Here is a 25,828-nt window from a genome sequence, read left to right on the forward strand (position 1 = left end):
ATTGATGGTCTATTGGTGACCAATGGCTCAATCTCCTTCTGGCCGACCCCACAATCCCGATGGCCCCGCGCGCTTCAACGAGGCGCAGGCGGCCACGACGGTCGCGCGCGCGCAGCCCAATCTGGAAGCCGGTGTCACCGCCATTCGCGAGGTGGTGAAGACGCTCAGACCCGTTCCCGGCGTTTACCGGATGCTCGATGCGCGCGGCGATGTCCTTTATGTCGGCAAGGCGCGCAGCCTGAAGGCGCGGGTGGCCAATTACACCCAGGTCAACCAGCTGACCAACCGGCTGCAACGCATGGTGTCGCAATGCCGTTCGATGGAGATCGTGACCACCAATTCCGAGGCCGAGGCGCTGCTTCTCGAAGCGCAGCTAATCAAGAGATATCGCCCGCCTTTCAATGTCTTGCTGCGCGATGATAAGAGTTTTCCTTTCATCCTTCTGCGCGCCGATCACGCATTTCCGCGCATCCACAAACATCGCGGCGCGCGGCGGGCAAAGGGTAATTATTACGGCCCCTTCGCCAGCGCGGGCAGCGTCAACACGACGCTTAATGCGCTGGAGAAACTCTTTCTTCTAAGGTCTTGTACCGATAGCTTTTTCAACAATCGCGACCGGCCATGCCTGCTTTATCAGATCAAGCGGTGCTCGGCGCCGTGCGTTGGCCGGATCAGCGAAGAGGATTATGCAGCGTTAGTCGCTCAGGCCAAGGATTTCCTCGCGGGCAAATCCTCCAAGGTTCAGGCCGATCTTGAGCGGCAGATGGCGAAGGCCGCCGAAGATCTGGATTTTGAAACCGCCGCCATCCTGCGCGACCGTTTGCGGGCGGCAACCTTCATCCAAGGGTCGCAGGCGATCAATGCAAAGAATGTGGGCGATGCCGATGTCTTCGCGATAGCCGCCAAGGGCGGGCAGATGTGCGTGCAGGCCTTCTTCATCAGGGGCGGGCAAAACTGGGGCCATCGCGCCTTTTTCCCGTCCCACATCAAGGATGTCGAAGAGGCACAGGTTCTCGCCGATGTGATGCTGCAATTCTACGAGGAAGTGCCGCCGCCGCCCACCGTTCTGGTCGACCGCGACCTTCCCGAGAGTGAATTGATGGAAACGGCGCTGGGCGAGCTTGCCGATAGAAAAGTCGCCATATCCATCCCCCAGCGCGGGGACCGCCGCAAGCTTATGGCGCAGGCACAGCGCAATGCGGTCGAGGCGCTTGACCGGCGGCTGGCCGAAAGCGGGACCAAGGCCAAGGTTCACCGCGAGCTGGCCGAATTTCTGGAGCTTGATGAACCGGCAAAACGCATCGAGGTTTACGACAACAGCCATATCCAGGGCGCGAAGGCCGTGGGCGCGATGGTGGTCGCGTCGCCCGAAGGTTTTGAGAAGTCGCAATATCGCAAATTCAATATCAAATCCGCGCAGACCAATGATGACTTTGCAATGATGCGCGAGGTGATGGAGCGGCGCTTTACCCGCGCGATGAAGGACGACCCCGACCGCGAGCGTGAAGGCGTGTGGCCCGATCTTGTGCTGGTCGACGGGGGCAAGGGGCAGCTTTCCAGCGTGATGGAGGTGCTTGGCGAACTGGGCATTGAAGACCTGCCCGTTATCGGTATCGCCAAGGGCCCGCACCACGGGCGCGAAGGGCGCGAGGTGTTCCACTTCCCCGACGGGCGGGAAAAGACGCTGCCGACCAATTCGCCGGTGCTGTTCTATGCGCAGAACCTTCGCGATGAAGTCCACCGCTTTGTCATTGGCGCACACCGCGCCAAGCGGTCCAAAGCGATCACGGCATCGCCATTGGACGAAATTCCCGGCATTGGCCCGACGAGAAAACGCGCGCTGCTTCTCCATTTTGGCACCGCGTCCAAGGTGCGCGCCGCCGCATTGGAAGACCTGCGCCGTGCCCCCGGCGTCAGCGATGCGGTCGCGCGAACGGTCTACGATTTCTATCACGCAGGCGGATAACGCCCGCCGATATCCGGCAGATAACAGGCGCAGATAACAGGCAATGTCATTTTTATGACAAGGGGTGTCGCTTGTCAGAATTCGTGCGTGGCCGTAGGTCTTGGCCCTCTTGAGGGAAGGGTCCGAAGCAATGAAATCACGCATATTCTCGCTCGCGCCGCTTTTGGCACTCGCAGCTGCGATGGCGCAGGCGCCTGCCCATGCACAAACCCCGGCCAATGCCGAGGCGGAAAAGTGTCCCGCCACCGCCGAGCAGGTTCTGTTGAACGCGACGTTTTTGGGCCGTGCGGGGAAAATGGACGGGCAACAGGCCGCCGGGCTGGCGGTGTCTGGGCTCGTCAATTGCCCTGATCGCCCCGTGGTGCAGGCACTGGCCGCCGAACTTTTCGCAATGCTTTTTGGCGCTGCGACCGATCAGGCCGATCAGGTCATGATTATCGGATATGGTTTGAAAGCGGTCTCGCAGAATGACCTCGCTTACACATCCGAAGGGGTGGAGGTGCAAATGCCGGGGCAGGAAGAGCCGAAGCGCATCTGGAATTTTGGTACCGCTTCCAGCACTCTGACACAGGTTTTTGCGCCGCAATTGGCGAAGCTGTCGCTGGAAGGTGTGGATATGGAGTGGACGAAGGCAGGCGCAAGCCTTGCCTCTTGCCCCTACAAGCAATCCGACCAGCAACGCGCAGCCGAAGAGGCCGAAGCAATCGTGAAGGCGGTGCGCGAGCTTTCCAAACTCGGTTTTCAGGGCGTGATGAGCGACCCCGGCGATGCAGACAGCTATTCAGCCAACATAGGCCGGCCCTTGGCGCGCATCACGGCGTTGAAGGAGGCGTGTGCAGAGCAATCCTTTGCGCTTGCCCAGCAGGAGGCGCGCCTTCATGCAACGCACGCGGTCAAACGCATTCGCTTTTTCAAACACATCGCAACGCCCCAGCAATCGCGCAGCTACTGGACACCGCTGCTTGAAGAAACCCGCGTGATCGTGGCGCAATCAAAGGCGGCGATCGACGCACTGGAAGCGGCGCTTCCTCCTGCCGCCAAACGGGGGGAGTTCACGTCCGCCTATTCGGCAAGCGCGACCGAGATTGAGCAATGGATGGAAGACGATGCACAGTATGCAGCGTGCATGGAAGAGCGCGGCGAAATCCAGCTGATCAATCCGTGCCAGCCGGCGCGATAGGATTGTCCATTTGATCGCCGGCGACCGGATGGTTCATGTCGCCGGCGCTCATTGCCTCTTTTACGAAAGGGTTAGCCTTCCTTGTAGGCCACCATGTCCTCTTGCAGGGTGCGCCCTGCGAGAAGGTAGTGGAGTGCCGCCCAGCCATAGCCGCAGCAGAAGATGACAATCGACCATTGCAGGCCCTTGGCATCGGCATCCGCACAGGCCGCCAGATTGGTCGCCTCCACGCCGGTCAGTCCGGCCCTTGCCTCGGCGCTGAGCGCGATCAGCGGCTTGCACGCCTCAATCGTCAGGCCAAGGTCAGCGCCGCTGAGAAACACCGACTTGAGATAGGTCGACAACACGCCGATCAAGAGCGGTCCGAGGCCATAGCCGAGCAGGTTCACGACGAACAATGTGATCGCAACCGATGTTGCGCGCATCCGGCTGTCCACGACGCCGCCGGACACCGCATACATTGGCCCGAGATAGAAATAGTGGATCATCGCCGCGATCATCAGCGCGGGCATCGCGAGCCACAGATTGTCAGCGATATAGCCGAAAGCATAAAGCGGGACCGATGCGCCCATGCCAATCGCGGGCAGCCATGAAAGCGCGTTGGGATAGCGTTTCGACAGGCGGTCGGACAACCAGCCGGACGAGAACACGCCAATCGCTGCCATCACGCCAAGGATTATCCCGAAGAGGAGCGAGGCCTCCTGAATGGTGAGGCCGTGGGTGCGGATGAGGAAGCTCGTGGTGAACTGGCTCACCCCGTAGCCGACGAAAGAGGCGAGCATCGCGCCAAAGACCACGTGGCGATAGGCTGGCTTTTTCATCAGCACACGCAAGGCCTCGCCAAAGCTTGCCCGCTCAAGGTTCTGGAGCGCAGCGGGATCGGTGTAGCCGCGCGGCGGCTCTGTGATGGTGCGCCATACGAGAAAGCCCAGAATAAGGCCCGGCACACCCACAACGACAAAGGCGATGCGCCAGCCTTCGACCTGTGACCAGTCAAGACCGCCGAACAACCCGCCAAGGCCGATGCTGCTCACCCATGCGCCAAAGGCGACGCTGTCGATCCCGGCAAGCTGACCGCCGAAGATCGAGGCGAACATACCGCCAAGCGGCACACCAAGAGCATAGATCGACACTGCCGTCGCGCGCTTGGACGGTTGGTAATAGTCCGCGATCAGCGATTGTGCAGGCGGGGTGCAGCCTGCCTCGCCGATGCTGACCCCGACGCGGAACAGGAACAACATCAGGAAGCTGGCGGCAAATCCGCAAAGCGCGGTGAATAGGCTCCAGATGACGACCGCGCCTGCGATAATGAGGACACGGTTGTATCGCTCTGCGGCGCGGGCAATGGGAATGCCAAGGAAGGTGTAGAGCACCGCAAAGGCCGGCCCGCCAAGCAGACCCATTTGCCAATCTTCAAGCCCGAACGAGAGTTTGATCGGTTCGGTCAGGATGTTGACGATGGTGCGGTCGATGAAATTGAAGACGTAAACCGTCAGCAACGCAGCCAGCACATAGGCGCGGTAGCCGGGGGTTCCAAAACCTGTGTTGATGGCACCTGCCGGGGTTGCGGGCGCGGCCGTGCTTGCGGCTGCTGCCGTTGAAGCTTTTGTCAAATCTATCTCTCCCACGGGCGCTTTGTGGAAAGCGCCTGCATCTCTTGATCGTATTTTTCACGAATTAGGCGGAGAGGTAAAGCAAAATGGAGCGCGGGGATGTGGAAGGAGCCATCCACGAACGAAAAAGCCCGGCACCGCGATGAGGCGGGCCGGGCTCCTTTTTCATGATTTCAGCGCGTTAGGCGTTGGCTGGATACGTCCAGGTGGTGCCGCGCGCGAGGTTTTCCGATGCAAACGCGAAGTTCAGTTTACCATCGACAACAGCGTCGAGATAGGCCGGACGCGCGTTCTGGTGATCGAGGTAATAGGCGTGCTCCCACACGTCGATCGTCAGCAGCGGGTTGAAGTCCTTGTCGGCGAGCGTGTCGCCATCGTGGGTTTCTTCGATCGAAAGCTTGCCGTCTTTTTCTGCGAGCCACACCCAACCGCTGGCGAAGTGGCCTGCGCCGCGTGATTTAAGCTGCGACTTGAGCTCGTCCATCGAACCGAATGCCTCGTCGATTTTCGCGGCAAGGTCATCCGACGGTGCGGTTTCCGATGGCGCGAGCGAGTGCCAGTAAAAGCCGTGGTTCCAGCTTTGGGCAGAGTTGTTGAACAGGCCCTGATCCGAACCGCGCGCATCCGCAATCACCGCTTCGAGAGCGGCGTCGGCATGCGCAGTGCCTTCGACGGCGTTGTTTGTCTTGTCGATATAGGCCTGGTGGTGCTTGCCATAGTGATACGAGATGGTCTCTGCCGAGATCGCCGGTGCGAGGGCATCGTCGGCATAGGGAAGGTCGATGAGGTTAAAAGCCATCTTGAAAAGTCTCCTGCGTTGGAATTGGCGTTCCTTTATCTAATGCGTAGCGGCAGGGAAAGTTGCAAATCCATGTTTCGAAATAAGACGGTCTGCGCATTTCTGACATATTTTTGCAAAATATCCACGAGCCGGTCTTGGCTTGCGATTAAAAGTTAGCTTATTGCTTTGCTCATGATCGGTTACAAGATCGCCAGGGTGAGAGACAAAAGCATGGAACCGCGCCTGCCAAAGGGCAGCGTGGTGTTGTTCAGCGCCAAAAAACGGCCAAAGCGCGGCGATACCGTGCTCGCCATGCACCCCGAAATCGGCAAAGTGGTCCAGAAAGTCACCGCGGTCGGACGCAAGGGCGGCGTTTATTTAAGCGTCGACAAGGCGAAAGGCCACGAAGCGCAGTCTGTGGGCCGGGTGCCGATTGAAGCTGTCCTGGGCGTTATGATCCGGCGCCTCGCTTAGAACGCGACTAACCTAACCTTACGCGGGGCCATTGGCTCACGCGGCCTGACTTTGCTTCCATTGCGCATCCTTGGCCAACTGGCTGTGCTCGACCCATGTGGCGTGAACCCCGCTTGATATCTTGTGCGGAAGCCGTGCGCGGCAGATCGGGCCTTTGCCAATGTCGCTTGCATCGAGGATGGCGAGTTCGGACGTGCCGGTATTCTCATCGATCAGGAAGGTGACGAGGTAGCCGTCATCCTCTGAAACCGCACCCTTGCGCGGGACCATCGGGCTTTCGCTGGCATAAACGCCATCGGGAAGGGTGAAGACCTCTTCCTCGCCTGTTTGCGTATCGTGGCGCACATAGCCGTTGAAAAGGAACCATCCGGGCCGCGAAGTGGTGGACCAGATGTATCGGCTTTTTCTCATCAGATAATCCGGATTGACCATCCCGAATTCAACGATCCGGTCGCCGAGCCTCTCTTCGATTGTCTCGCCCGTTTTGAGGTTGAAACGCCAGCGATGAAGGCGGCTCTGGAAGCTGTGTTCATCGACATAGGCCATCATGTGACTGTATTCGCCCGCTTCCTCGAGCGGGTCGGGCATGGGCTTGTCCTGATAGTATCCTTCGAGGATCACCTCGTCGCCTTCCTCATATGCGTTGGTCCAATGCAGGACGTAGGTGGGCGATGCTTCAAACCAGCGGATATCCTCGGGCTGACCGCGCCGCGGGATCAGCGCAAAGCGCGTCGGCACGCCGTCGTGAATGCGCGCTGCGTGAATGTTTCGTTCCAGCAGATTCTCGTCCCAGAACAGCGGCATATCGTTGAGGATCGACCAGTTCTTGGTGATCGCCATATCATGCGGCAGACGCGGACCGGGGACGGGGATGGGCACATAATGTTCCAGCTGGCCCGAACGCCCGACAACGCCATAATGCATAAAGGGCGCGTGCTTCGAGTAGTTGAAGAACATCAGCTCGCCGGTTTCTTCATCCACCTTGGGATGGGCCGATACCCCGTCAATCGGACCCCATGACGCCTTGCCAAGATTGTCCAGCGTCACCGGGTCCATCTGCCACGCTTCCCCGCATTGGTAGAGCGTGGCGAGCGCGGTCCCTGCGTGCACGATAATGTCGGTCGAACCTGTATCCTTCAGGCCCTCATGCGCGCCAAATCCGGGGCGTTTCGAGGTGCCGTGCGGGTCCATCAGGCCGCCCCACAAGGCCTCGCCCGCAATCTGTTCCTCGTTGAAGCAATGGGTGCGGATGAAACGGTTGCGATAGCTCGCTTTACCGCCCGAAATGCTGACCTGGTGCACCATGCCATCGCCGTCGAACGGGTGGTGGCGGCCAAGCGGTTGATGCACCGGATTTTCGGTGTTGCGCAGGTAAATGCCGTCGATATCGGCGGGGATTTCCCCCTCGATCACTTCGAGTTCGTCCACATCCACCTCTTCATGAACCGGCGTCCATGCGCCCGATAGGTAAGGGTGGTTGGATGGCTGAAGCGTGGTTTTGACCGGCGGTTGGCGTGTGATCTGCATATGTCTCTCCCGCCCGCCATGGTAGCCAAGGGGCACGACAAGACAAGGATAAGCTTGAGGGCGAGCTTACCCCATGATGATATGCGGCAGGAAACGCGCAAGATCGCGGGTGATGGGGCTAGCATCCTCGCGGATAGACATGCCCGCCGGATCATCGCCTACGACCCAGCTGCCGACAACTGCGTGATTGTCGCCCGATCGTGCAATCGGCGCATAACCTTGCACGATATGCCCTTCCGCGCCGTAGCCTTCCTGCGGGCCATCGTGACGCATCTTACCATCGAACAGGGCAATGTCGGCGCCCTCGCGGCTGAAAAACGGCTTGGTCACATGGGGCTGGCCCTCCAATGCGCGTGCGCCATCGCTCCCGGCGAAAAAAGCGGGGACCAGATTGCGATGGCCCTGATGCTTTTCCCACAACAGCGGGAGGATCGCCTTGTTTGAAAGGATCGCCTTCCACATCGGCTCGATGAAATTGCACGACGCGCCCGCGATCTGGGCCGCGCTTTCCTCAAGCATCATATCCTCCCACGGATAAAGCTTGAACAAGGCGCCGATGCGATAGCCTTCGGGGTCGACAAATTCGCCTTCGCTATCAATCCCGATCCTGGCAATATCGACAAAGCGCGTCTCAAGCCCCGCTTGCCCCGCCAGATCCTCGAAATAGGCGACGGTGGCGCGGTCCTCGATATGGTCTTCGACCCCGCTGAAATGGCATAGCGAGCCCGGCGTCAGGATCTGCGCAAAGCGTTCGACCAGTGCCTCGTGCAGGCGGTTGAACTGGTCGGTGCTGTCGGGCAATTCGCCAGCAGCAATCATGTCCTCAAGCCACTTCCACTGGAAGAACGCGGTTTCGTAAACGGATGTGGGCGTATCGGCGTTGAACTCCAACAGTTTGGCAGGTCCATTTCCGGTATAGGCAAAGTCGAACCGGCCATAGAGCGAGGCATCCCCGCGCTTCCACGAATTGGCGATCGGGTCCCACATATCGCGCGGGATCGCGAGGCGTTCCATCAGCTGTTGATCGGCGCACGCATCATCCACAAGCGCCAGACACATGGCGTAAAGTTCGGTCGTGGGGTCTTCGATCTCGTCTTCGACCTCGCGCAGGGTAAATTGCCAGCAGGCGCGCTCGTCCCAGTAGAGGTCACCATCAACATGATGAAAAACAAAGCCGTTTTCGCGTGCGACCTCTTGCCAATTGGGCCGCTCGGGCAGGGTTTTGCGCAGCATCTGGGGGCCTTTCCTTTGAGGTTTTACCCGATATCCACCTTACGATAACCTTTTTGCCGTAGCTGAAAACTCCGGAACCAGAGTCTTACGGGGATTAGGGGTTATAATGGCTGCAACCAAAACAAAACGTTCGTCAAAAGTGCGGCTGACGACCATGGCTGCCTTGAGTTCAGGCGCGATGCTTTCTGCATGTGGCGGAGATCCCGCTCCTGCGGCGAAGGCAGCCGCTCCGAACGAAAAACTCGATGTTGAAATCGAGGTGTATGAGAATGTCTTTGCCTGCGCCAAGGCGACCGGCAAGACCACCAAGGAATGCGAAGAGATGCGCGCAGAAGCGCAAGCGGTCGCTGCCAAGGATGCGCCGCGCTTTGAGGCCAAGGAGGATTGCGAAGCGGTCTATGGCCCGGGACAATGCGTTCAGGAAACAAGCGAGCAAACCAGCAATGCGCGCGGTGCCCGTATTCCATTCACCCCGTTCCTCGCGGCCTGGTATTCCAGCAAGCGCGACGGCAAGACCGGCCCGCTGTTCAAGAGCGGATCGAACGGATACCAGACCGCCAATGGCTCACGCGTCGGATATGGCGGTCAGCCCGGCAAATACCTTGCCTCGGCACGCGGAATGGAACGCGCAAAGTCCGTTCCCAAGGTTCGGGCCGCAAGCGACGTGGCGAAAGCCGCCGGCTTTGGCAAACCGGGCTATGGCAAGAAGTCGGGTGATTTTGGCCGAACCAAGGCATCGGGCGGCGGCAGCAACGGCAGTAACGCCGGTTCGACTTCGTCGCGCAGCAAAGGCGGCTGATCCCGCTTCCCTGAAAACAGCCGAATAATCGGCAATCGCTGTGCTAAATTGATCTGGGTCAATGCAGGGCGCGCTTTGTTGCGCCTAAATCCTTTTGGACAAAGGGAGACCTCAGATGAAAAGCATTCTACTTCACGTTGATAGCGATCAATCTTTCGAAGCGCGCTTGCAGGTCGCACTCGACATGGCCCGTGCCAACAATGGCCACATCACATTGTTGCAATCGGTCAGTTACGAGGTCTTCGCGCCCGGCGATTTCTATGGCTCGGCAATGGCCGCCGCCATGCCCGTGATCAAGGAGGCCGCAGAAGAGCTGCGCGCCAAGGTGGAGGCCGACCTTGCGAATGAGGACGTCTCGTGGGAGTTCCGCTTCCTTTACGGGATGGCGGAAAACCACCTGCTCGAACAATCCGCGCTCCATGATATCATCCTGATCGGCCCCAATGACATCGGTGAGGAAGGTGCGCGCAGGCCATCGTCCATGGCGGGCGAGCTTGCGATCAAGGCGCCCGCACCGGTTATGGTCGTGCCGGGTGATGCGAAGGGGCTGAAGGTCGACGGCCCGGTTTTGGTCGCGTGGAACGGGTCGGCCGAAGCCTGTGTGGCGCTGCGGGCCAGCCTGCCGCTGCTCGCTCAGGCGAGCGATGTGTATCTTGCCTGCGTTGCCGAAGAAGACGATCAGCAGCGTTATGATTTCCCGGTGAGCGAGGCGGCGATGTATCTCGACCGGCACGGGATTTCGAGCGATGTCGTCTCCATCCCGCGCGGCAAGGTGAGCATTGGCGATACGCTCTTTTCAGCCGCCGCCATGCGCGATTGCTCTGCGATGGTGATGGGCGCCTATGGCCACTCGCGCCTTGCGGAAATGCTGGTGGGCGGGGTGACACGCCAGGTGCTGAGCGATCCCAAGATGCCGGTGCTTCTCGCGCACTAGATTCCAGACACCTCGAAGGCCTGAACCAAGGCAACGATCACAGCAAATGCCGCTGCGAAACCACGGTCTCGCAGCGGCATTTTACGTGCGCCACTGCGCGACCCTGTCACTTTGCACAGGAAAATCTGGTCGGAGAAAGTTTTTGCTTGTGCAAATGATAAACATTCGCAATAGCGCCTCCGGTCATCAGGAGGAACACTTTGACCAACACCAATACCAACCGATCAACGGGCCACCGTGCACTTACAGGAACCTTGCTTGCGGGGGCTTTCGGCGCAGCGTTTCTGCCCGCTGCCGCAGCGGCAAACGAGCTTCCCGAAGATCAGAAGAGTAATGAGATTGTGGTTTCGGGCGACCGTCCCGACATCAACGTCAACGCTGCCAACGAAGCGCCGTTCAAAATTGACGAGTCCACCGACGGCAAGTTTACCGCGCCTGTGCGCGACACGCCCAAGACGCAAACGATCATTCCCAAGGAAGTGATCGAGGATATCGGCGCGACCAGTTTTCGTGAGATCGTGCGCAGCACGCCGGGCGTAACACTGGGCACGGGCGAGGGCGGCAACGCATTTGGCGACCGCATCTTCATCCGCGGTTTCGAAGCGCGCGGCGACGTTTACATTGACGGCCTGCGCGATCCCGGCGTCACCAGCCGCGAAATCTTTGCCGTTGAGCAGATCGAAGTCGTCAAAGGCCCCAGCGCCGTTTTCGGCGGGCGCGGCACCACTGGCGGCCTTGTCTCGCTGCAATCCAAGCGCGCGCAGTTCGGCAATGATTTCGCCGTGCTCGAAGCGGGCATCGGCACTGAAAATTACTATCGCGGCACTTTTGATGCCAACCTTCAGGTGAACGATCGCGTGGCGCTGCGTTTCAATGGCCTTTATCACGATGCAGACACGCCGGGGCGCGATTTCGTGGAAAGCGAACGGTACGGCGGATCGATTGCAGGGACGTTGCGCGTGACCGACAATCTCGAGATCATGGCCGATTATTACTACTACCGCCTCGACGGTGTGCCCGAGTTCGGCCACCCGTTCAATTCGGCCACACAGCAGCCCTATCTTGTCGATCGCGACAATTTCTACGGCGTGGTCGGGCGCGACTTCATCGACAATGGCGCCGACATTGGCACCGTTCAGATCGAATGGCAGCCCCATGAAGACCTGCGTTTCCATTCGATCACCCGTTACGGCGAAACTTTCAACCGCTATGCGGTGAGCGAGCCGTCCATCTGCGTGTTCGAGCGCGATGACAACGGCAGCTGTCCGCGCAGCGGCGGCGTTTCCGTGCCTGAAAGCGAGTTCACCGTCAGCCCCGCGCTCAAGAGCAGCTGGCGCAACAACAGCTATTGGGCAAACAGCACCTATGCCGTTGCCGATATCGAAACCGGCAGTATCGACCACACCCTCGTCCTTGGTGGCGATTTTGCAGACGAGACGATCGACGCTTTCCCGCTCGACATTCCGACAACGGTTGAGGATGCAAACGGCAACAGCGTCGAGATCCCCGGCGGTTTCGTCTACGGACTGTTCGATCCACAGCCGGTTCTGGGCGTGGATATTCCCATCGGGCCGGACACATCGAACGGGCCAACGGTAACCAATGCGCAGAATTTCGCCGGATATCTGATCGACACGATCAAGTTTTCCGACGCATTCCAGATCGTGCTGGGCGGGCGGGTCGATACCTTCGACCTTGAATATTACAGCCCCGCTTCGGTCGGTCGTTTCGGACCGCAGCCCGAAACCCGGCTGAAATACACCGACACCTTCGTCAACGGACAGGCATCGGTGGTCTATAAACCGTCAGAACCTTTCACCCTCTACGCATCATGGTCGACCAGCACCAACCCCAGCGGCGAACAGCTTGACGGCAATGGCGCATCCTATGACGGGATCAGCACCGACAACATCGACCTCTCGCCAGAACAGAACACCTCGTTCGAACTGGGCGCGAAGGGCGAATTTTTCGACGGCGATCTTCTGCTGACAGCAGCGGGCTTTCGCATCGAAAAAGATAATGCCCGCGAAAGTGCCGGTCGCGGACAGCCCTATACCAATGTGGGGACGTTGCGTTCGCAGGGTATCGAATTGTCTGCCAACGGCACCATCGCCGACAGCATCAATATCTTTGCCGGTTACACCTACACCGATGCCGAGATCACCGCGTCGGCGGATCCGGCCAATGTCGGTCGCCGCTTTGCCAACATCCCGCAACACACCGCTCAATTGCTGACCACTATTTCGGTGACCAGCCGCTTCGAGATCGGCGGGCAGATTTACGCCCAGGACGAAATGTTTGGCGGCACGCAATTGGCAGGAACCGCCAAGGTGCCCGGCTACGTGCGGGTGGATGCTGTTGCGCGCTATGCGCTGAGCGACAATGTCCAGATGCGCGTCAACGTGCTGAATGTGACCGACAAGCGGTATTATGATGCGATTTATCGCTCGGGTTCGCCCTTTGCCCACATCGCGCCGGGCCGCTCGGCATTCTTCACCCTGACGGGCACGTTCTAATTGTCTAGGGGCAAGGCATGATCCTTCAGATAGACAATGTGCTCAGCAAACAGGAGGCGGCCGACTTGCGAGGCCGCCTCCTTGATGCCGAATGGGTGGACGGCAATGTTACCAGCGGTGCGGGGGCCGCATCGGTCAAGCGCAACCGGCAATTGCCCGAAGAAGGCGCGGTGACACAGGCCGCGCAGGCGCAGGTGAGCGCGGCGTTGATGGGCAATGCGACCTTTCTTGCAGCCGCATTGCCGCATTCGGTTTTTCCGCCGCTGTTCAACCGATATGGTCCGGGCGAAACCTTTGGCCTTCACGTCGACAATGCGATCCGCTTTCACGCCGGCACTGGCGCACGGATACGCACCGATCTTTCGGCAACCCTGTTCCTGACGGAGCCTGAGGATTACGAAGGGGGCGAACTGCGGATCGAGGGCAATTCGGGCACGACAAGCTACAAACTGCCCGCTGGTTCCATGCTTCTTTACCCCTCCACCACCTTGCACAAGGTCGAGGAAGTGACCTCGGGTGAGCGGGTGAGTTGCTTCATGTGGTTGCAATCGCTTGTCGCCGATCACGCCGAGCGTGAAATGCTCTACGATCTCGACCGCACCACGCAGGCGCTATCGGCAGAGCGTGGCAAGGCGGACCGCGAAGTGCTGGTGCTGACCCAGCTGTATCACAATCTGGTGCGCCGCTGGGCGGAATCGTAGGCGAAGCCATGATGGGAGCGTAAGCGGGGGCGTTTCGCTGTTTGCGCTCGCTGCGGGTTGGAAATATTGTTTCCAACACGGGCAATATTGGTGCTTTGGTTCAGTTGAACGCGCCTGTGCTGCGGCGGTGTTTCATCAACCAAACCCCTAATCGGCGGGTTTCCCGACGCGCTTCCTGATCATGCCTTCCTGCGCGACGCTGGCGATCAGCATACCCTGTTTGTTGAAGATGCGGCCACGGTTGAAGCCGCGCCCGCCAGCCGACCACGGGCTGTCGGTGGCATAGAGCAGCCACTCGTCTGCGCGGGCTTCCTCATGGAACCACAAGGTGTGATCGAGGCTCGCCCCGACAAGCTCCCCGCGCATCCACGACAGGCCATGCGGTAGGGCTGAGGTGCCAAGCAGCGTGTAGTCACTGGCATAGGCGATGACCGCGCGGTGAAGCGCAGGATCATCGGGCAGGGCGCTTGCCGCCTTGAACCAGGAATGGGCGCGCGGGTCCTTGGCTTGTGAATTCATCCAGTGAAGCTTGTCCGTGGTGCGCATCTCGATCGGGCGAGGGCGAAGCGCAAGGGCGCGCTGGTCTTCGGTAACCTTGTCGCCCATCGCCTCGATCATGGCGCGGCGGGTTTCCATATCGGATTTGAGTGTGTCTGGATCCTCGACTTCGGGCATCGGCGAATCGAGATGCTCAAGACCGTCTTCCGGCGTCTGGAACGAGGCGGTGAGGTTCAGGATCGGGGTGGCGGTGCCGTCTTCGTTTTCCTGAGAGGCGACCACTCGCCGGTTGGCAAAGCTGCGCCCGTCGAAGTCGCGCTCGATGCGGTATTCGATCGGCACACCTTCGCGCCCGCCGCGAAGGAAGTAGGCGTGCAGGGAGTGCGCGGATTTGGTCTCCGGCACGCTTGCCTGCGCGGCCTGCAAACCTTGCGCGATTACCTGCCCGCCAAAGACGCGGCCAATGCCGCCTGTTTGTGGGCGACCGACGTAAATGTCGGTGGCAACGCGCTCTACGGTGAGAAGTTTGACGAGGCCTTCGACAAGACGTGCGTAATCGGGTGTATCACTCATGGCGCATTCCATGCGCGGTGATGTGGCCCCGCGTCAAGCGGGAGAAAGACCTGCCTTGCGGATCGCGCGATAGCCAAGCGATTTGGCGCGGTTGGTTGCGGGCCAACGTCCCGGAGCCTTGGGTGAAAGGCCCGCCTTGCGAAGGAGCGCGTTGAAAGCGCGCGCCTCGCTTTCGCCATAGCTCCATGTCGAACGCCATGTGATCGACAAGGAGACGCTTGGGAGAGGGCCGTTGCGCACGAAATGCGGGGCCATGACCGGCACATAGACGGCATCGCCGGGACCGAGCGGAAACTCGCTTGCCCCGTCCATCAGCGCGTCGTCCCACGTAAGTTCACGCGGGCCGCCGGTGTGGTAGCTTTCGTGCACACTATCAGCGGCAAAGCGCGCGTCACCTGCGGGAAACTGGGTCATCACCTTGCTGCCGCGCACCTGTAGCAAAATGTTGTGCTCTGGGTCGAAATGGTATGGCGTGACTGCATTGGGGCTTGAGATGAAGATGAAAGCTTGCGGGGTCAGCATCGCGCCCGTCTTCGCCTCGATTTCGCCGCGCAGTTCGTCCAGCAAGTCGGTGAGAAGCGCCTTGTAAACGGGCGATTGCTCGACATTCTTGAGCACCGCCCAGCTGTTCGCTTTTGCCACCTGTCGAATGGTCTCGGCGATGGAAAGGCCGGTTGCGCCCGGCTTGCCATCAACGCCAATCGGCAAATCGCCGCGATTGTATTCGACGCTCGCCTCGGGAAGCTGCTGGGCAAGATCAGCGAGCGCGTCGAGTTCAAGCAGCGGGTGCGAACCCAGCGTATGGCGCAAGGTGTGTGGGCCTTCGGGATAGTGCGAAGCGAAGGTGTTGCGCTGAGCCTTGTCGAAGATTTGCAGGCTTGCCGCCTGATCGAAACTGCTTTGGGCGTTCATATGCTCAACCCCTTTCGCGCGTTTCGTAGGCCATGAGCGCGCGTGCGGTGAGGCGACGAAGCGATCCGCCAATGGCGACATTGCGGCTGACAAATGCACGCTTCTCGCGCCAGATGCGTTCGATCATTGAATGACCTTCAATCGCGCAGCTATCGGCCCAGGCAATGTCCTGGCGTGCCAGAAGGTCGAGGTTCTCGATCTGAAGCAAGAGGCCGGGTGAAAAGCGCGCATAGTCCTCGTCAAATGCGGTCTTGAAGCTGTAGGCAGCTGGTGCGGCGATGAAGTTTGCGAGCATGGCAACAGGCTTGCCGTCGAGACGCATCGCCAATCGTTCAAGCTTTCCGGCGCGAGCCGCGGCATACATGGCGTCGGCAAAGAAGGCGTAAGAGGCTGGACTGCTTTTTAACGCTGAGCCCGCCGCGCCCTTCCAACCTGCCGCCTCAAGCGTCAGATATTGCTCTATCCACGGCTCGATACACTCGGTTCTTTCAAGTCGTTCGAAGGTGAGCTCGCCAAGCTCGCCAAGGCGGTTTTTCTGACGGCGAAGCTCTTTGCGTTTTTTGGTGCTCATCGCCCCGGCGAGGTATTCTTGCGGCCCAAGATGAGATGCAAGCATGGCGCGGCTCGTGCGTTCGACAATTGCGGACGCACGGCCCATCTCGCCAAGCGCAGCGGTGAGCGCCTTATCGAGTGCGCCGCCTTCGGGAAGGGCTGGCAGATGGAGGAACAGCGCTTGTCCGGGGGTTTGGTCGAGGCAGGTGACCAGGGCATTCCAGAAGCCGCGTTCGTGCCCTTTCGCGACCAGAGGCGCGCCGCAGAAAGAATGGTCGTGCAGCCACGTGCCAATATGCGGCAGGCCGTGGCCGTAATAGTCGCTCGAATGCTTGATCGGCATCAGGCCGGCAAGTCGACCGCCAACCCAATAGGCTGCGATCTTGTAAGCATCGCTGTCGGCGAATTGCTCGAAGGAGGGGAGGGTGAACCACGCCTCGAAGAAGGGGTTTGGCTCAGCAGCGCGCCGTGCCAGCGATTTCCAATCTTCGAGGAAGGCTTTCGAATCGACAGTCTGCGTATCAAGCAGGTGAAGCACGCCGCGCAGGCGAGCCGGTCTGCTCACGCGCTTTGAATAGCCGCCTATGGCTGGTGTCCTTGCAAGATCCATTGTGCACCGTCCTCAAGTCCCGCACAGTTATTGTGCGGTGAGGATGATGTAGGCAGCGCGGCATCGTTAACGCTACCTTTCTGTGCACCTGCGTTCCGGGTGGTCCAGATCGGGACACTCGGGCTTCCAAAAGCAAATAGTGCAAATGCAAAGAGCCCCGCCGCAGCGTTGCTGGGCGGGGCTCCTCAATTCCGGTTTGAACAGAGCGCCTAATGCGCGCCCGCCAAGGCAGCGAGCAGAAGCAGCGCGACGATATTGGTGATCTTGATCATCGGGTTCACGGCAGGGCCTGCGGTGTCCTTGTAAGGATCGCCCACAGTATCGCCCGTCACGGCCGCCTTGTGAGCTTCAGAGCCCTTGCCGCCGTGATTGCCGTCTTCGATGTACTTCTTCGCATTGTCCCATGCGCCGCCGCCAGCGGTCATGGAAAGCGCGACGAACAGGCCACCAACGATCACACCTAGCAGCAGAGCGCCCAGCGCCGCGAAGGCGTTATCCTGGCCTGCAAGGAAGTAGATCACAAAGTAGGTCACGATCGGCGCCAGCACCGGAAGCAGCGAAGGGATGATCATCTCCTTGATCGCTGCCTTGGTCACAAGGTCCACTGTCCGCGCATAGTCTGGACGGCTGGTGCCTGCCATAATGCCCGGATCGGCGGCGAACTGGTCGCGCACATCGACCACCACATCGCCAGCAGCGCGGCCCACAGCGGTCATGCCCATCGCACCAAACAGGTACGGCAGCAGTGCGCCGAGCAGAAGCCCGACGATGACATATGGGTTTTCAAGGCTGAAGTTGACGTTCGCATCAGGGAAGAAGAGGCGAAGGTCAGCGGTGTAGGCGGCAAACAGCACGAGTGCTGCAAGACCTGCCGAACCGATGGCATAGCCCTTGGTCACGGCCTTGGTGGTGTTGCCCACAGCATCGAGAAGGTCCGTTTTCTCACGAACGCTTGCGTCAAGCTCAGCCATCTCGGCGATACCGCCAGCGTTGTCGGTCACCGGACCGTAAGCATCGAGCGCCACAACCATGCCAGCAAGCGCGAGCATCGCGGTTGCACCAAACGCCAGGCCGATAAGGCCTGCGAGTTGGTACGCACCGATGATGGCTGCGATGATGACGATTGTGGGAAGAGCGGTCGATTCAAGGCTGATCGCAAGACCCTGGATCACATTGGTGCCATGCCCCGTTTCCGATGCCTTGGCGATCGACTTCACCGGACGATAATTTGTGCCAGTGTAGTATTCGGTGATCCAGATGATGATGCCGGTAAGCGCAAGGCCGATCAGCGAGCAGTAGAACAGATCGCGACCATGGAACTCGACCGTGTCGCCCGGGTTCAAGACGCGGCCCATATCACCGAGTGCAAACTGGATCGCGAACCAGATCAGCGGAACGGCCAGAACGGCGGTGACGATGAAGCCTTTGTACATCGCGCCCATGACGTTTGTCCCGTTGCCAAGACGCACAAAATAGGTGCCGATGATCGATGTCACGATGCAAGCGCCGCCGATCAGAAGTGGCAGAGCCATCATCGGGAGGAGCAAATCGCCAAGCGCTTCAGAGAAGAGCAGAGCGGTCAGAACCATGGTTGCGCCAACGGTCACGACGTAGGTTTCAAACAAGTCGGCGGCCATGCCTGCGCAGTCGCCCACATTGTCGCCCACGTTATCGGCGATAGTCGCAGGGTTGCGGGGATCATCCTCCGGGATCGAAGCCTCGACCTTACCCACAAGGTCAGCGCCAACGTCAGCGGCCTTGGTAAAGATACCGCCACCCAGACGCGCGAAGATCGAGATCAGCGATGCACCAAAGGCCAAGCCAACAAGACCGTCGATGACGATCCGGTCGTTTGGTGTGAGACCCATCGGCCCAACGAGCACGTAAAAGAAGACGGCAATCGCGAGAAGCGCGAGACCTGCCACCAGCATACCGGTGATAGCGCCAGCACGAAAAGCGATGGTCAAACCCTCTTGAAGGCCCTTTTCAGCCGCAGCAGCCGTGCGCACGTTCGAGCGCACCGAGATGTTCATCCCGATATAGCCTGCCACGCCCGAAAGCACCGCACCGATGACAAAACCAACGGCTGGCACAACGCCAAGGAACAGCCCCACGACGACAGCGGCGACCACGCCAACGATGCCGATGGTGGTGTATTGGCGGTTCAGATAGGCTTGTGCACCCTCCTGAATTGCACCGGCAATCTCTTGCATTTTTGCGTTACCGGCGCTGGCACCCAGCACCTGTCGGCTGGTTATGAAGCCGTAAAGTACGGCGAGCACGCCCAATCCAATTGATATGAGTATTAAGTCCACGAAGAATCCCCTCTCCAAAGCGTGGAAAACGTGCGCTTTGACCGGGACCCACCCTTGTTCTCTCTCATTCGCAGATCCCGCGCGCTGAGGAGGGTCAGCTTATCGGGAGAATGCGGGGACACAAGTGGCAATGCGTGAGGACGGTGGGAAACTTTGCCCTTTTTGCACGCTGACTTGCAGTTTTAGCCGTGTTGGAAGCCCAACCCTTGTTGGGGTGTAAGGATCTCATCATCGAGCCAAAGCGGCGCAAAATCAGCTGCGGTAACAGTCCCGATCTGTGTTGCCGGGACGGGCAGCACAACGGTGGTGGGTGCCGTAAAAAGCAACTCGTAATCGTCGCCCCACCGGATGCACTCATCTAGCCGCGTCGCATCAGCGACCGGTATTGTGCTGCGCTTCAACTCAAAGGCGACCCCGTAGCTAGCAGATGCCATGCGCCAACAATCGAGCAGAAGACCATCGGAAATGTCCATCATTGCGCTCACATGCGGGGCAAGAGAAAGACCTTCGGCAATGCGCGGGTGTGGCCGGTTGAACGCCTTGGCGTGCTCCGGAACCCCTTCAAAGCCCAACATGGCACAGCCAAGAGGACCCGTGACATAGATTGCATCACCAACCGATGCCCGCCCTCGCGCCGGCACAGGGATATGCATTGCTTTGCCGATGGCGGTCAGGCCAAAGACGCGCGGCCCTTGCGCTTTGACCGTGTCTCCGCCGAGCAGATTCACCTCGAACGCGTTAAGAGCTTCGTGCAGGCCCTTGATGAACCTTTTATCGTCTGCGCCCAGGCCGTAGCCAAGCAAGACACCAATTGGTTCCGCGCCCTTGGCAGCCAAGTCTGACAGATTGCTCGCGACTAGCTTCCACGCGACATCGGCCAAATCGGCATCGGGGCGGAAATGCGTGCCCTGCGCCATCGCATCATGGGTGAGGACCAGCGCTTCGCCGCCAAATTCGATGACGGCGCAGTCATCTTCAAGCCCGCGCGCTCCGGGGTGGAGGGGAAGTTGGCGCAAGGCGGCGATGAAGTCAGCCTCGTTTATGACCGAACCTCTTTCGCCAGCGCGTCCAGAATCCCGTTCACGAACTTTGCTTCGCGATCGTCGAAGAACGCTTTTGCAACTTCGACATATTCATTGATCGCGGCCGCCGCTGGAACGTCTGCGCGCGCGATAAGCTCATACGCGCCAGCGCGAAGGATCTGCACCATGGTTTTGTCCAATCGGGTTAGCGTCCATCCGTCCGAAAGCTTGGCCGTTACCGCTGCATCGATTTCATCGCGCCGCGCATCGACACCGCGCACAAGATCGTTGAAGAAATCGACCTCGACTGCTGCAAGTTGCTCGCCACCGTTGCTATCTTCATCATCCAGACGTTCGCCCAGACGGTGGCGGTGAAATTCGACGAGCAATTCATCGACTTTCGTACCCTCCATCTGGTGCTGGTAGAGCGCCTGAACGGCGGCGAGGCGCGCGGTCGAGCGAGCCTGGGATTTGGGATTTGTGTTCATTTAAGGCGCAATTCTACTGATTTGGCATGGGCAGGAAGACCCTCTGCATGAGCAAGCGTCGCTGCGGCGGGACCGATAGCGTTAAAGCTGGCCTCATCCAATTGAATGAAGCTTGTGCGCTTCATGAAGTCGAGAACCGACAGACCTGATGAGAACCGGGCGCGGCGGCCGGTGGGAAGCACGTGGTTAGGGCCTGCGACATAGTCGCCCACCGCCTCCGGCGTCATCCGCCCAAGGAAGATACTGCCCGCATGGCGAACCTTTTCCATCATGGCTTCCGGCTCGTCCACCGCAAGTTCCAGGTGCTCTGCTGCAAGCGCGTTGATGAGGTCAGGCGCCTCAGCTTCAAGGTCGTTCACCTCGATGATAACGCCGTGATCATCCCAACTTGTCCGCGCGGTCTTCTGTGTCGAAAGCTGACTGATCTGAACATCGATGCAATCGGCCACAAGGGCGGCAAAGCCTGCATCGTCGGTAATAAGGACCGATTGGGACGTGGGATCATGCTCTGCCTGGCTAAGCAAGTCTGCGGCAATCCAGTCGGGGTCGTTCTTGCCGTCGGCGACGACCAGAATTTCACTTGGCCCGGCGACCATGTCTATCCCGATGACACCATACAGCTGTCGTTTGGCCTCCGCGACATAGGCGTTGCCGGGACCCACGACGACATCGACGGGGTTGATGCGGTCCGTGCCATAGGCGAGTGCCCCAACGGCCTGTGCGCCGCCTACGCGCCAGATTTCATCGACACCGGCAATGTGCGCTGCGGCAAGCACCAGCGGATTGGAATTGCCTTTGGGCGTGGGGGTTACGACCACCAGACGCTCAACGCCCGCAACCCGCGCGGGAATTGCGTTCATCAACAGCGAAGACGGATAAGCCGCGCGCCCACCAGGGACATATAGCCCGGCTGCATCGACCGCGCGCCAGATCGCGCCAAGGCGCGCGCCCGTTGCATCGGTGTAGTCACGATTATTGGGCAGCTGCGCTTCGTGATAGGCGCGGATACGGCTGGCAGCGAGTTCGAGAGCCTCTCGTTGATCGCTCTGCAAGCCGTCATAGGCAGCCTTGCAAGCGTCCTTGGTGATGACCCAATCGCCATCATCAGCAAGCGAGTACCCGTCGAAACGCTGCGTGTATTGGACAAGAGCCCTGTCGCCGCCGCTTCGTACTGTGCGAAGAATATCCTGCACAACGCCGGCAACATTCGCGTCGGTTTCACGCCGATCTTCAATCACGCGCGCGAACTTGCGGGCAAAATCGGCGTCCATCGTTGAAAGCTGCTTCATTGCTCAGCCCCTTCGCGGAAGGCTTCGACCAGCTGCGCAACGCGCGGATCGGTCTTGTAAGCGGCGCGGTTCACGATCAGGCGCGCGGTGATGTCGATGATCGCTTGCGTTTCGACAAGGCCGTTCTGCTTGAGCGTTGCGCCGGAAGAAACGAGATCGACGATCTGCCGCGCAAGACCCAGCGAGGGGGCAAGTTCCATCGCACCATTGAGTTTGACGCACTCGGCCTGGATCCCGCTCGCTTCGAAGTGGCGCGCGGTAAGATTGGGATATTTGGTCGCAACACGAAGGTGGGTGGCGTTGGCATCTTCTTCGGTGTCATCAGCCATGCGCGCAACAGACAAACGGCAGTGGCCAATGTCGAGATCGACCGGCGCATACAGGTCGTCGTAATCGAACTCTTCGATCACATCTGATCCCACGATCCCGATCTGTGCCGCGCCATGAGCCACAAAGGTAGCCACATCGAATGCGCGAACGCGGATCAGCCGCATGTCGTCGCGGCTCGTGCCAAAGGAAAGCGAGCGGTTGCTCTTATCGTGAAACCCGTCTTCGGGCACGATGCCAGCTTTCGCCATCAGGGGCAGCGCTTCATCAAGGATGCGGCCTTTGGGGACTGCGAAGGTCAGCGGTCCGCTGGACAAAGAGAGACCAGACTGGGAGGGGGGTGAGTGTATCATTGTGGCCGCGCACTTAAGGTGTAGCCTTACAAAGGGCAATACGAAGCGCGCCGGAGCACGGGGGTGACAGTAGAAAATATGAGCGAAAAAGAGCCTGACGGCGGTGACCGCGGGTCGGTGATGGCAATCGAGGACTTTACTGCGGCGGTTGAATGGCAGGCCGAACATGCCGCCATCAATCACGCACCTTGCACCGCCCGCATAATTCGCGCGCTTCCCAAGGTGATCGAAGGCAATTCGGCCTGTGGGCGGCGGATGGCGTCTTGGGCCGGGCTAACGCTCAAAGACGCGATGCCGCTAAGGATAGCGGGCGGGCTTCATCATCTGCTTTTGTCTGGCACCGACGATCGATTGGCGCGAGTTTATTCGGGACAGATCACCGATCAGGCTCAGGTGGACAGGATCGTTTGCGAACTGATCGAGGCCTACGATACGATCCTCCTCCCATGGTTCGACGGTCCGCCGCAAACCAATGAAGCGGGGCGATCTGCTAGCATAATGGCAGGGCTCCTATGGCTTGCTGATCGTGTCCACCCAAACTTCGATCTGTTTGAGATTGGCGCAAGCGCCGGGGTGAACACCATGCTGGAGCGGTATCGTTTCCGCCTCGGGACAAGCGAGGTGGGCCCTGAAGATTCGCCAATGCGCATTGAACCTGAGTGGCGCGGGGAAGCCGGATCACCTCCACGACCACCCAGCGATTTTGCGATCCGCACGGTTGAGGCCTGCGATATCGCGCCGATTGATCTTACCGATGAGGCGTCGGCGTTAAAGCTAAAGTCTTACGTGTGGCCCGATGCACCGGGCCGCATGGCACGCATTGATGCAGCGGTTCAGCTTGCGAATGAAAACCCGCTTTCGCTGATAAAGATGGATGCAGCTGAATTTGTCACCGCACAGCTCGCAAAACCGCAGGAAGCCGGAACGACGCGGGCGATGTTCCATTCGATCATGTGGCAATATTTGCCAGACAGCTCCCAAGAAACCATCACCGCAGCGATGGTTGAAGCGGGGGGCAGGGCAACTTGCGAAAAGCCGCTCGCGTGGGTCGCGCTGGAAACCGATCCGAAGACATTTCGCCACGAGCTTCGCGTGCGTTTCTGGTCTGGGAATGAGGGCGATGGCGCGGTGCACCTCCTCGGTTTCGCGCACCCGCATGGCGCGTGGGTGGAGTGGGTAGGGGCGTGAAGTCTGCCCCGAGCCGCTCAATGCTTTACGAACAAGCCGTGCAACCGCAATCGCAGCAGCCGCTGCCCGATTTGCAATTCGTGCATCCGCAATCGCAAGCATCAAATTTGATATGATATACCATCTTAAAACTCCTTGTATATCAGGTGTTTAAGGCGTTTACGGGCGGTTGTCCAGTCCTTGCTGTCTGGCGACTAATTGCTCAGGAATTGCTCCATAGCTTCAATCACTTTGTCGGGCGCACCCCACGTTACGAAATGTTCGCAGTCCTCAATCTTCACCAGCGTAAGCGGGTCGATCTGATCCTCCATTCCTTCCAGATTGCTTGGCGGAAGCGCGGTGTCTCCCATTGCCCACATGACCAGCGTCGGAATGGTAAGCTTTGGTACTTCGGGTGCGGCGAAGTTTGACGGAAGCTCGAATGGCTCATCCATTCCCGGCACCTCCATCGGCGTTGCGCGGTAATAGTTGATCATTCCAAAAGCGGCTTCGGGATTTGACCAATCCTTTAACAGGATGGCGCGTTCTTCGGGCTCCATTGACGCGGAATCTTCCCACTCCGCCTCTTTCGCCAGCAGCGGCCCCAGGCCGCCTTCACGGATCAGGTCATCGTTCGCCGTATCGCGAAAGCCCCGGATGTATTGGGAAGCCTCGCGCTGTTCTTTGTCGGTGTAGAGCAGTTTGGGGAAGATAGCGGGGTGAGGGGCGTTGGCGATGATTGCCCGGGAAACCCGCGCGTGCTGCCCCGTCAGGGCGACGGCCCATGCAATCGCGCCGCCCCAGTCGTGTCCTACAATCGTAAAGGTTCCTACTCCCAAGGCATCTGCCAGCATAAACACATCGCCAACCAGCTTGTCGGGCGTGTATTCGCTCACCTCTTGCGGTTTGGACGAGCCGCGATAGCCGCGTTGATCGGGCGCAATACAGCGATAGCCACTGGCCGAAAAATGCGTGATCTGGTGGCGCCATGTGCGGTGGTTTTCGGGAAAACCGTGCAGGAAAATCAGCGGATCGCCATCGCGCGGCCCCATATCCACCACATCGAGGTCAATCCCGTTGCCTAGGCTCACACGGGTTTGGGGCAGTTCAATCACGCTTCCGCTTCCATCTTCTCCATATATCCTGCCGCAACCATGGCCTCGATTTGCTCGAACAGGGCATCAGGCGTGCGCCGTGCATCGCCCATCGCCAGTTCAACGCCTTGCGCAATGATAATCTCGCGCTCACCATTGGCGATGCCATCGAGCATTGTTTTGGCGGCATCGGGCGCCGGAATGCCTTCGTCGATGGCTTTGTCGGAAACACCGCGCTTCGATCCGTCGGCGGTCATTGCATTGCGCGAGACATTGGTTGCGACTGAACCGGGATAGATCATGTGCACGCTGACCCCGCTTTGCGAAAGCTCGGCGCGAAGCGCGTCGCCATAACCGGCGAGGCCGAACTTCACTGCGCAATAGCCGGTGCGCATCGGCACGCCAACTTTGCCGGCAATTGATGAGATGAAGGCAAGGGCGCCGCTGCCTCGCTCTACCATGTGCCCGATCAACCCTTGGCTAAACGCGATCTGCGCAATGAGGTCGATGTCGATTATATCGCGGTAGACCTGCATATCGGTTTTGAGCGCGCGGCTGCGCTGCGACACCCCGGCATTGGCGAACGCCAGATCGACTCCGCCCTTCCACGCGATCGCCTTGCGCGTGGCCTCAGCAAGAGCATCCTCGTCGCGCACATCGAAAGGCAGGATGAATGTCTCGCCGCATTCCTTGGCGACCTCGGCGAGCCGTGTTTCATCGCGGCCCGAAAGCACCAGATGCACCCCCCGGCTCGCCAGATCGCGGGCCAACGCCGCGCCAATTCCCGATGATGCGCCTGTGATCCAAGCAACCTTGCCGGTGAAATCCATGTATTTTTCTCCCTGAACTCTTTGACCGCAATAGCTGCCGATTGCAGGCTGAGGGGGCAAGCAAATTTATTGCA

The 25,828-nt window shown here is 59.5% G+C and carries 22 protein-coding genes; 8 read left to right on the forward strand and 14 right to left on the reverse strand.

Annotated elements, in window-relative coordinates; genetic code table 11:
* Nucleotides 1-22: 22 nt before the first annotated feature.
* Nucleotides 23-1,966: an excinuclease ABC subunit UvrC gene (gene uvrC, locus MWU38_RS12590; protein WP_247272159.1), complete on the forward strand. Its 1,944-nt coding sequence runs from the start codon at nucleotides 23-25 to the stop codon at nucleotides 1,964-1,966.
* A gap of 130 nt (nucleotides 1,967-2,096) precedes the next feature.
* Nucleotides 2,097-3,146 (forward strand): hypothetical protein, encoded by a 1,050-nt coding sequence (locus MWU38_RS12595; protein WP_247272160.1) that lies wholly within the window; start codon nucleotides 2,097-2,099, stop codon nucleotides 3,144-3,146.
* A gap of 71 nt (nucleotides 3,147-3,217) precedes the next feature.
* On the opposite strand, the gene MWU38_RS12600 is transcribed toward MWU38_RS12595, so the two are convergent.
* Nucleotides 3,218-4,759: an MFS transporter gene (locus tag MWU38_RS12600; protein WP_247272161.1), complete on the reverse strand. Its 1,542-nt coding sequence runs from the start codon at nucleotides 4,757-4,759 to the stop codon at nucleotides 3,218-3,220.
* A 181-nt stretch (nucleotides 4,760-4,940) separates the two neighbouring features.
* Entirely contained in the window at nucleotides 4,941-5,558 is a 618-nt protein-coding gene (locus tag MWU38_RS12605; RefSeq protein ID WP_247272162.1) for a superoxide dismutase, read from the reverse strand.
* Nucleotides 5,559-5,732: 174 nt separating this feature from the next.
* Between MWU38_RS12605 and MWU38_RS12610 the strand changes: the two genes are divergently transcribed.
* Nucleotides 5,733-6,014 (forward strand): S24/S26 family peptidase, encoded by a 282-nt coding sequence (locus MWU38_RS12610; protein ID WP_247272163.1) that lies wholly within the window; start codon nucleotides 5,733-5,735, stop codon nucleotides 6,012-6,014.
* Nucleotides 6,015-6,050: 36 nt separating this feature from the next.
* On the opposite strand, the gene MWU38_RS12615 is transcribed toward MWU38_RS12610, so the two are convergent.
* Together MWU38_RS12615 and MWU38_RS12620 are read right to left on the reverse strand one after the other, a co-directional pair.
* On the reverse strand, nucleotides 6,051-7,541 hold the full coding sequence (locus MWU38_RS12615) for a carotenoid oxygenase family protein (RefSeq protein ID WP_247272164.1): 1,491 nt from the start codon (nucleotides 7,539-7,541) through the stop codon (nucleotides 6,051-6,053).
* 66 nt (nucleotides 7,542-7,607) lie between these two features.
* Nucleotides 7,608-8,774, reverse strand: coding sequence for a glutathionylspermidine synthase family protein (locus MWU38_RS12620; RefSeq protein WP_247272165.1), 1,167 nt, complete (start codon nucleotides 8,772-8,774; stop codon nucleotides 7,608-7,610).
* Nucleotides 8,775-8,880: 106 nt separating this feature from the next.
* On the opposite strand from MWU38_RS12620, the gene MWU38_RS12625 reads away from it, so the two are divergent.
* The 4 genes from MWU38_RS12625 to MWU38_RS12640 all read left to right on the forward strand — a co-directional run bounded on the left by MWU38_RS12625 (nucleotide 8,881) and on the right by MWU38_RS12640 (nucleotide 13,724).
* Nucleotides 8,881-9,573 (forward strand): DUF1190 domain-containing protein, encoded by a 693-nt coding sequence (locus MWU38_RS12625; RefSeq protein ID WP_247272166.1) that lies wholly within the window; start codon nucleotides 8,881-8,883, stop codon nucleotides 9,571-9,573.
* A gap of 115 nt (nucleotides 9,574-9,688) precedes the next feature.
* Entirely contained in the window at nucleotides 9,689-10,507 is an 819-nt protein-coding gene (locus MWU38_RS12630; RefSeq protein WP_247272167.1) for a universal stress protein, read from the forward strand.
* Between the two features lie 200 nt (nucleotides 10,508-10,707).
* Nucleotides 10,708-13,023, forward strand: coding sequence for a TonB-dependent siderophore receptor (locus MWU38_RS12635; RefSeq protein ID WP_247272168.1), 2,316 nt, complete (start codon nucleotides 10,708-10,710; stop codon nucleotides 13,021-13,023).
* Between the two features lie 17 nt (nucleotides 13,024-13,040).
* A complete protein-coding gene (locus MWU38_RS12640; RefSeq protein ID WP_247272169.1) occupies nucleotides 13,041-13,724 on the forward strand; it encodes a Fe2+-dependent dioxygenase in 684 nt (227 codons plus the stop codon).
* Between the two features lie 147 nt (nucleotides 13,725-13,871).
* On the opposite strand, the gene MWU38_RS12645 is transcribed toward MWU38_RS12640, so the two are convergent.
* The 8 genes from MWU38_RS12645 to hisG form a co-directional block, all read right to left on the reverse strand.
* On the reverse strand, nucleotides 13,872-14,795 hold the full coding sequence (locus MWU38_RS12645; RefSeq protein WP_247272170.1) for an acyl-CoA thioesterase II: 924 nt from the start codon (nucleotides 14,793-14,795) through the stop codon (nucleotides 13,872-13,874).
* A gap of 33 nt (nucleotides 14,796-14,828) precedes the next feature.
* On the reverse strand, nucleotides 14,829-15,707 hold the full coding sequence (locus tag MWU38_RS12650) for a cupin-like domain-containing protein (protein WP_247272171.1): 879 nt from the start codon (nucleotides 15,705-15,707) through the stop codon (nucleotides 14,829-14,831).
* A 4-nt stretch (nucleotides 15,708-15,711) separates the two neighbouring features.
* Nucleotides 15,712-16,824, reverse strand: coding sequence for a GNAT family N-acetyltransferase (locus MWU38_RS12655; protein WP_247272172.1), 1,113 nt, complete (start codon nucleotides 16,822-16,824; stop codon nucleotides 15,712-15,714).
* Nucleotides 16,825-17,078: 254 nt separating this feature from the next.
* Nucleotides 17,079-19,184, reverse strand: coding sequence for a sodium-translocating pyrophosphatase (locus MWU38_RS12660; protein ID WP_247272173.1), 2,106 nt, complete (start codon nucleotides 19,182-19,184; stop codon nucleotides 17,079-17,081).
* 182 nt (nucleotides 19,185-19,366) lie between these two features.
* Complete coding sequence (thiL, locus tag MWU38_RS12665) at nucleotides 19,367-20,227, reverse strand: thiamine-phosphate kinase (protein WP_348646919.1); 861 nt, start codon at nucleotides 20,225-20,227, stop codon at nucleotides 19,367-19,369.
* A complete protein-coding gene (gene nusB, locus MWU38_RS12670; protein ID WP_247272175.1) occupies nucleotides 20,224-20,694 on the reverse strand; it encodes a transcription antitermination factor NusB in 471 nt (156 codons plus the stop codon). The genes thiL and nusB overlap by 4 nt, the downstream gene beginning before the upstream one ends.
* Complete coding sequence (hisD, locus tag MWU38_RS12675; protein WP_247272176.1) at nucleotides 20,691-21,983, reverse strand: histidinol dehydrogenase; 1,293 nt, start codon at nucleotides 21,981-21,983, stop codon at nucleotides 20,691-20,693. Before hisD ends, nusB begins: the two co-directional genes overlap by 4 nt.
* A complete protein-coding gene (hisG, locus tag MWU38_RS12680; protein ID WP_247272177.1) occupies nucleotides 21,980-22,663 on the reverse strand; it encodes an ATP phosphoribosyltransferase in 684 nt (227 codons plus the stop codon). The genes hisD and hisG overlap by 4 nt, the downstream gene beginning before the upstream one ends.
* A gap of 63 nt (nucleotides 22,664-22,726) precedes the next feature.
* Here hisG and MWU38_RS12685 point away from each other — a divergent pair, with 63 nt between their 5' ends.
* Nucleotides 22,727-23,851, forward strand: a complete 1,125-nt coding sequence (locus MWU38_RS12685) for a DUF2332 domain-containing protein (protein ID WP_348646900.1) — start codon at nucleotides 22,727-22,729, stop codon at nucleotides 23,849-23,851.
* Nucleotides 23,852-24,045: 194 nt separating this feature from the next.
* Here MWU38_RS12685 and MWU38_RS12690 read toward each other — a convergent pair whose 3' ends face one another.
* On the reverse strand, nucleotides 24,046-24,942 hold the full coding sequence (locus tag MWU38_RS12690) for an alpha/beta hydrolase (protein ID WP_247272589.1): 897 nt from the start codon (nucleotides 24,940-24,942) through the stop codon (nucleotides 24,046-24,048).
* On the reverse strand, nucleotides 24,942-25,754 hold the full coding sequence (locus MWU38_RS12695) for an SDR family NAD(P)-dependent oxidoreductase (RefSeq protein WP_247272178.1): 813 nt from the start codon (nucleotides 25,752-25,754) through the stop codon (nucleotides 24,942-24,944). Before MWU38_RS12695 ends, MWU38_RS12690 begins: the two co-directional genes overlap by 1 nt.
* Between the last annotated feature and the right edge of the window lie 74 nt (nucleotides 25,755-25,828).

It is taken from the genome of Qipengyuania sp. S6317L1, assembly GCF_023015615.1.
In the GTDB taxonomy this organism is placed as follows: Bacteria; Pseudomonadota; Alphaproteobacteria; order Sphingomonadales; family Sphingomonadaceae; genus Erythrobacter.

Excerpts from the sequence above, each read along its gene's own strand:
- MWU38_RS12645 (WP_247272170.1), bottom strand. The coding sequence starts at position 14,795 with ATGAGTGATACACCCGATTACGCACGTCTTGTCGAAGGCCTCGTCAAA.
- MWU38_RS12595 (WP_247272160.1), top strand. The coding sequence starts at position 2,097 with ATGAAATCACGCATATTCTCGCTCGCGCCGCTTTTGGCACTCGCAGCT.
- MWU38_RS12630 (WP_247272167.1), top strand. The coding sequence starts at position 9,689 with ATGAAAAGCATTCTACTTCACGTTGATAGCGATCAATCTTTCGAAGCG.
- MWU38_RS12640 (WP_247272169.1), top strand. The coding sequence starts at position 13,041 with ATGATCCTTCAGATAGACAATGTGCTCAGCAAACAGGAGGCGGCCGAC.
- MWU38_RS12620 (WP_247272165.1), bottom strand. The coding sequence starts at position 8,774 with ATGCTGCGCAAAACCCTGCCCGAGCGGCCCAATTGGCAAGAGGTCGCA.
- MWU38_RS12615 (WP_247272164.1), bottom strand. The coding sequence starts at position 7,541 with ATGCAGATCACACGCCAACCGCCGGTCAAAACCACGCTTCAGCCATCC.
- hisD (WP_247272176.1), bottom strand. The coding sequence starts at position 21,983 with ATGAAGCAGCTTTCAACGATGGACGCCGATTTTGCCCGCAAGTTCGCG.
- nusB (WP_247272175.1), bottom strand. The coding sequence starts at position 20,694 with ATGAACACAAATCCCAAATCCCAGGCTCGCTCGACCGCGCGCCTCGCC.
- MWU38_RS12695 (WP_247272178.1), bottom strand. The coding sequence starts at position 25,754 with ATGGATTTCACCGGCAAGGTTGCTTGGATCACAGGCGCATCATCGGGA.
- MWU38_RS12610 (WP_247272163.1), top strand. The coding sequence starts at position 5,733 with ATGATCGGTTACAAGATCGCCAGGGTGAGAGACAAAAGCATGGAACCG.
- MWU38_RS12650 (WP_247272171.1), bottom strand. The coding sequence starts at position 15,707 with ATGAACGCCCAAAGCAGTTTCGATCAGGCGGCAAGCCTGCAAATCTTC.
- uvrC (WP_247272159.1), top strand. The coding sequence starts at position 23 with ATGGCTCAATCTCCTTCTGGCCGACCCCACAATCCCGATGGCCCCGCG.
- hisG (WP_247272177.1), bottom strand. The coding sequence starts at position 22,663 with ATGATACACTCACCCCCCTCCCAGTCTGGTCTCTCTTTGTCCAGCGGA.
- MWU38_RS12605 (WP_247272162.1), bottom strand. The coding sequence starts at position 5,558 with ATGGCTTTTAACCTCATCGACCTTCCCTATGCCGACGATGCCCTCGCA.
- MWU38_RS12625 (WP_247272166.1), top strand. The coding sequence starts at position 8,881 with ATGGCTGCAACCAAAACAAAACGTTCGTCAAAAGTGCGGCTGACGACC.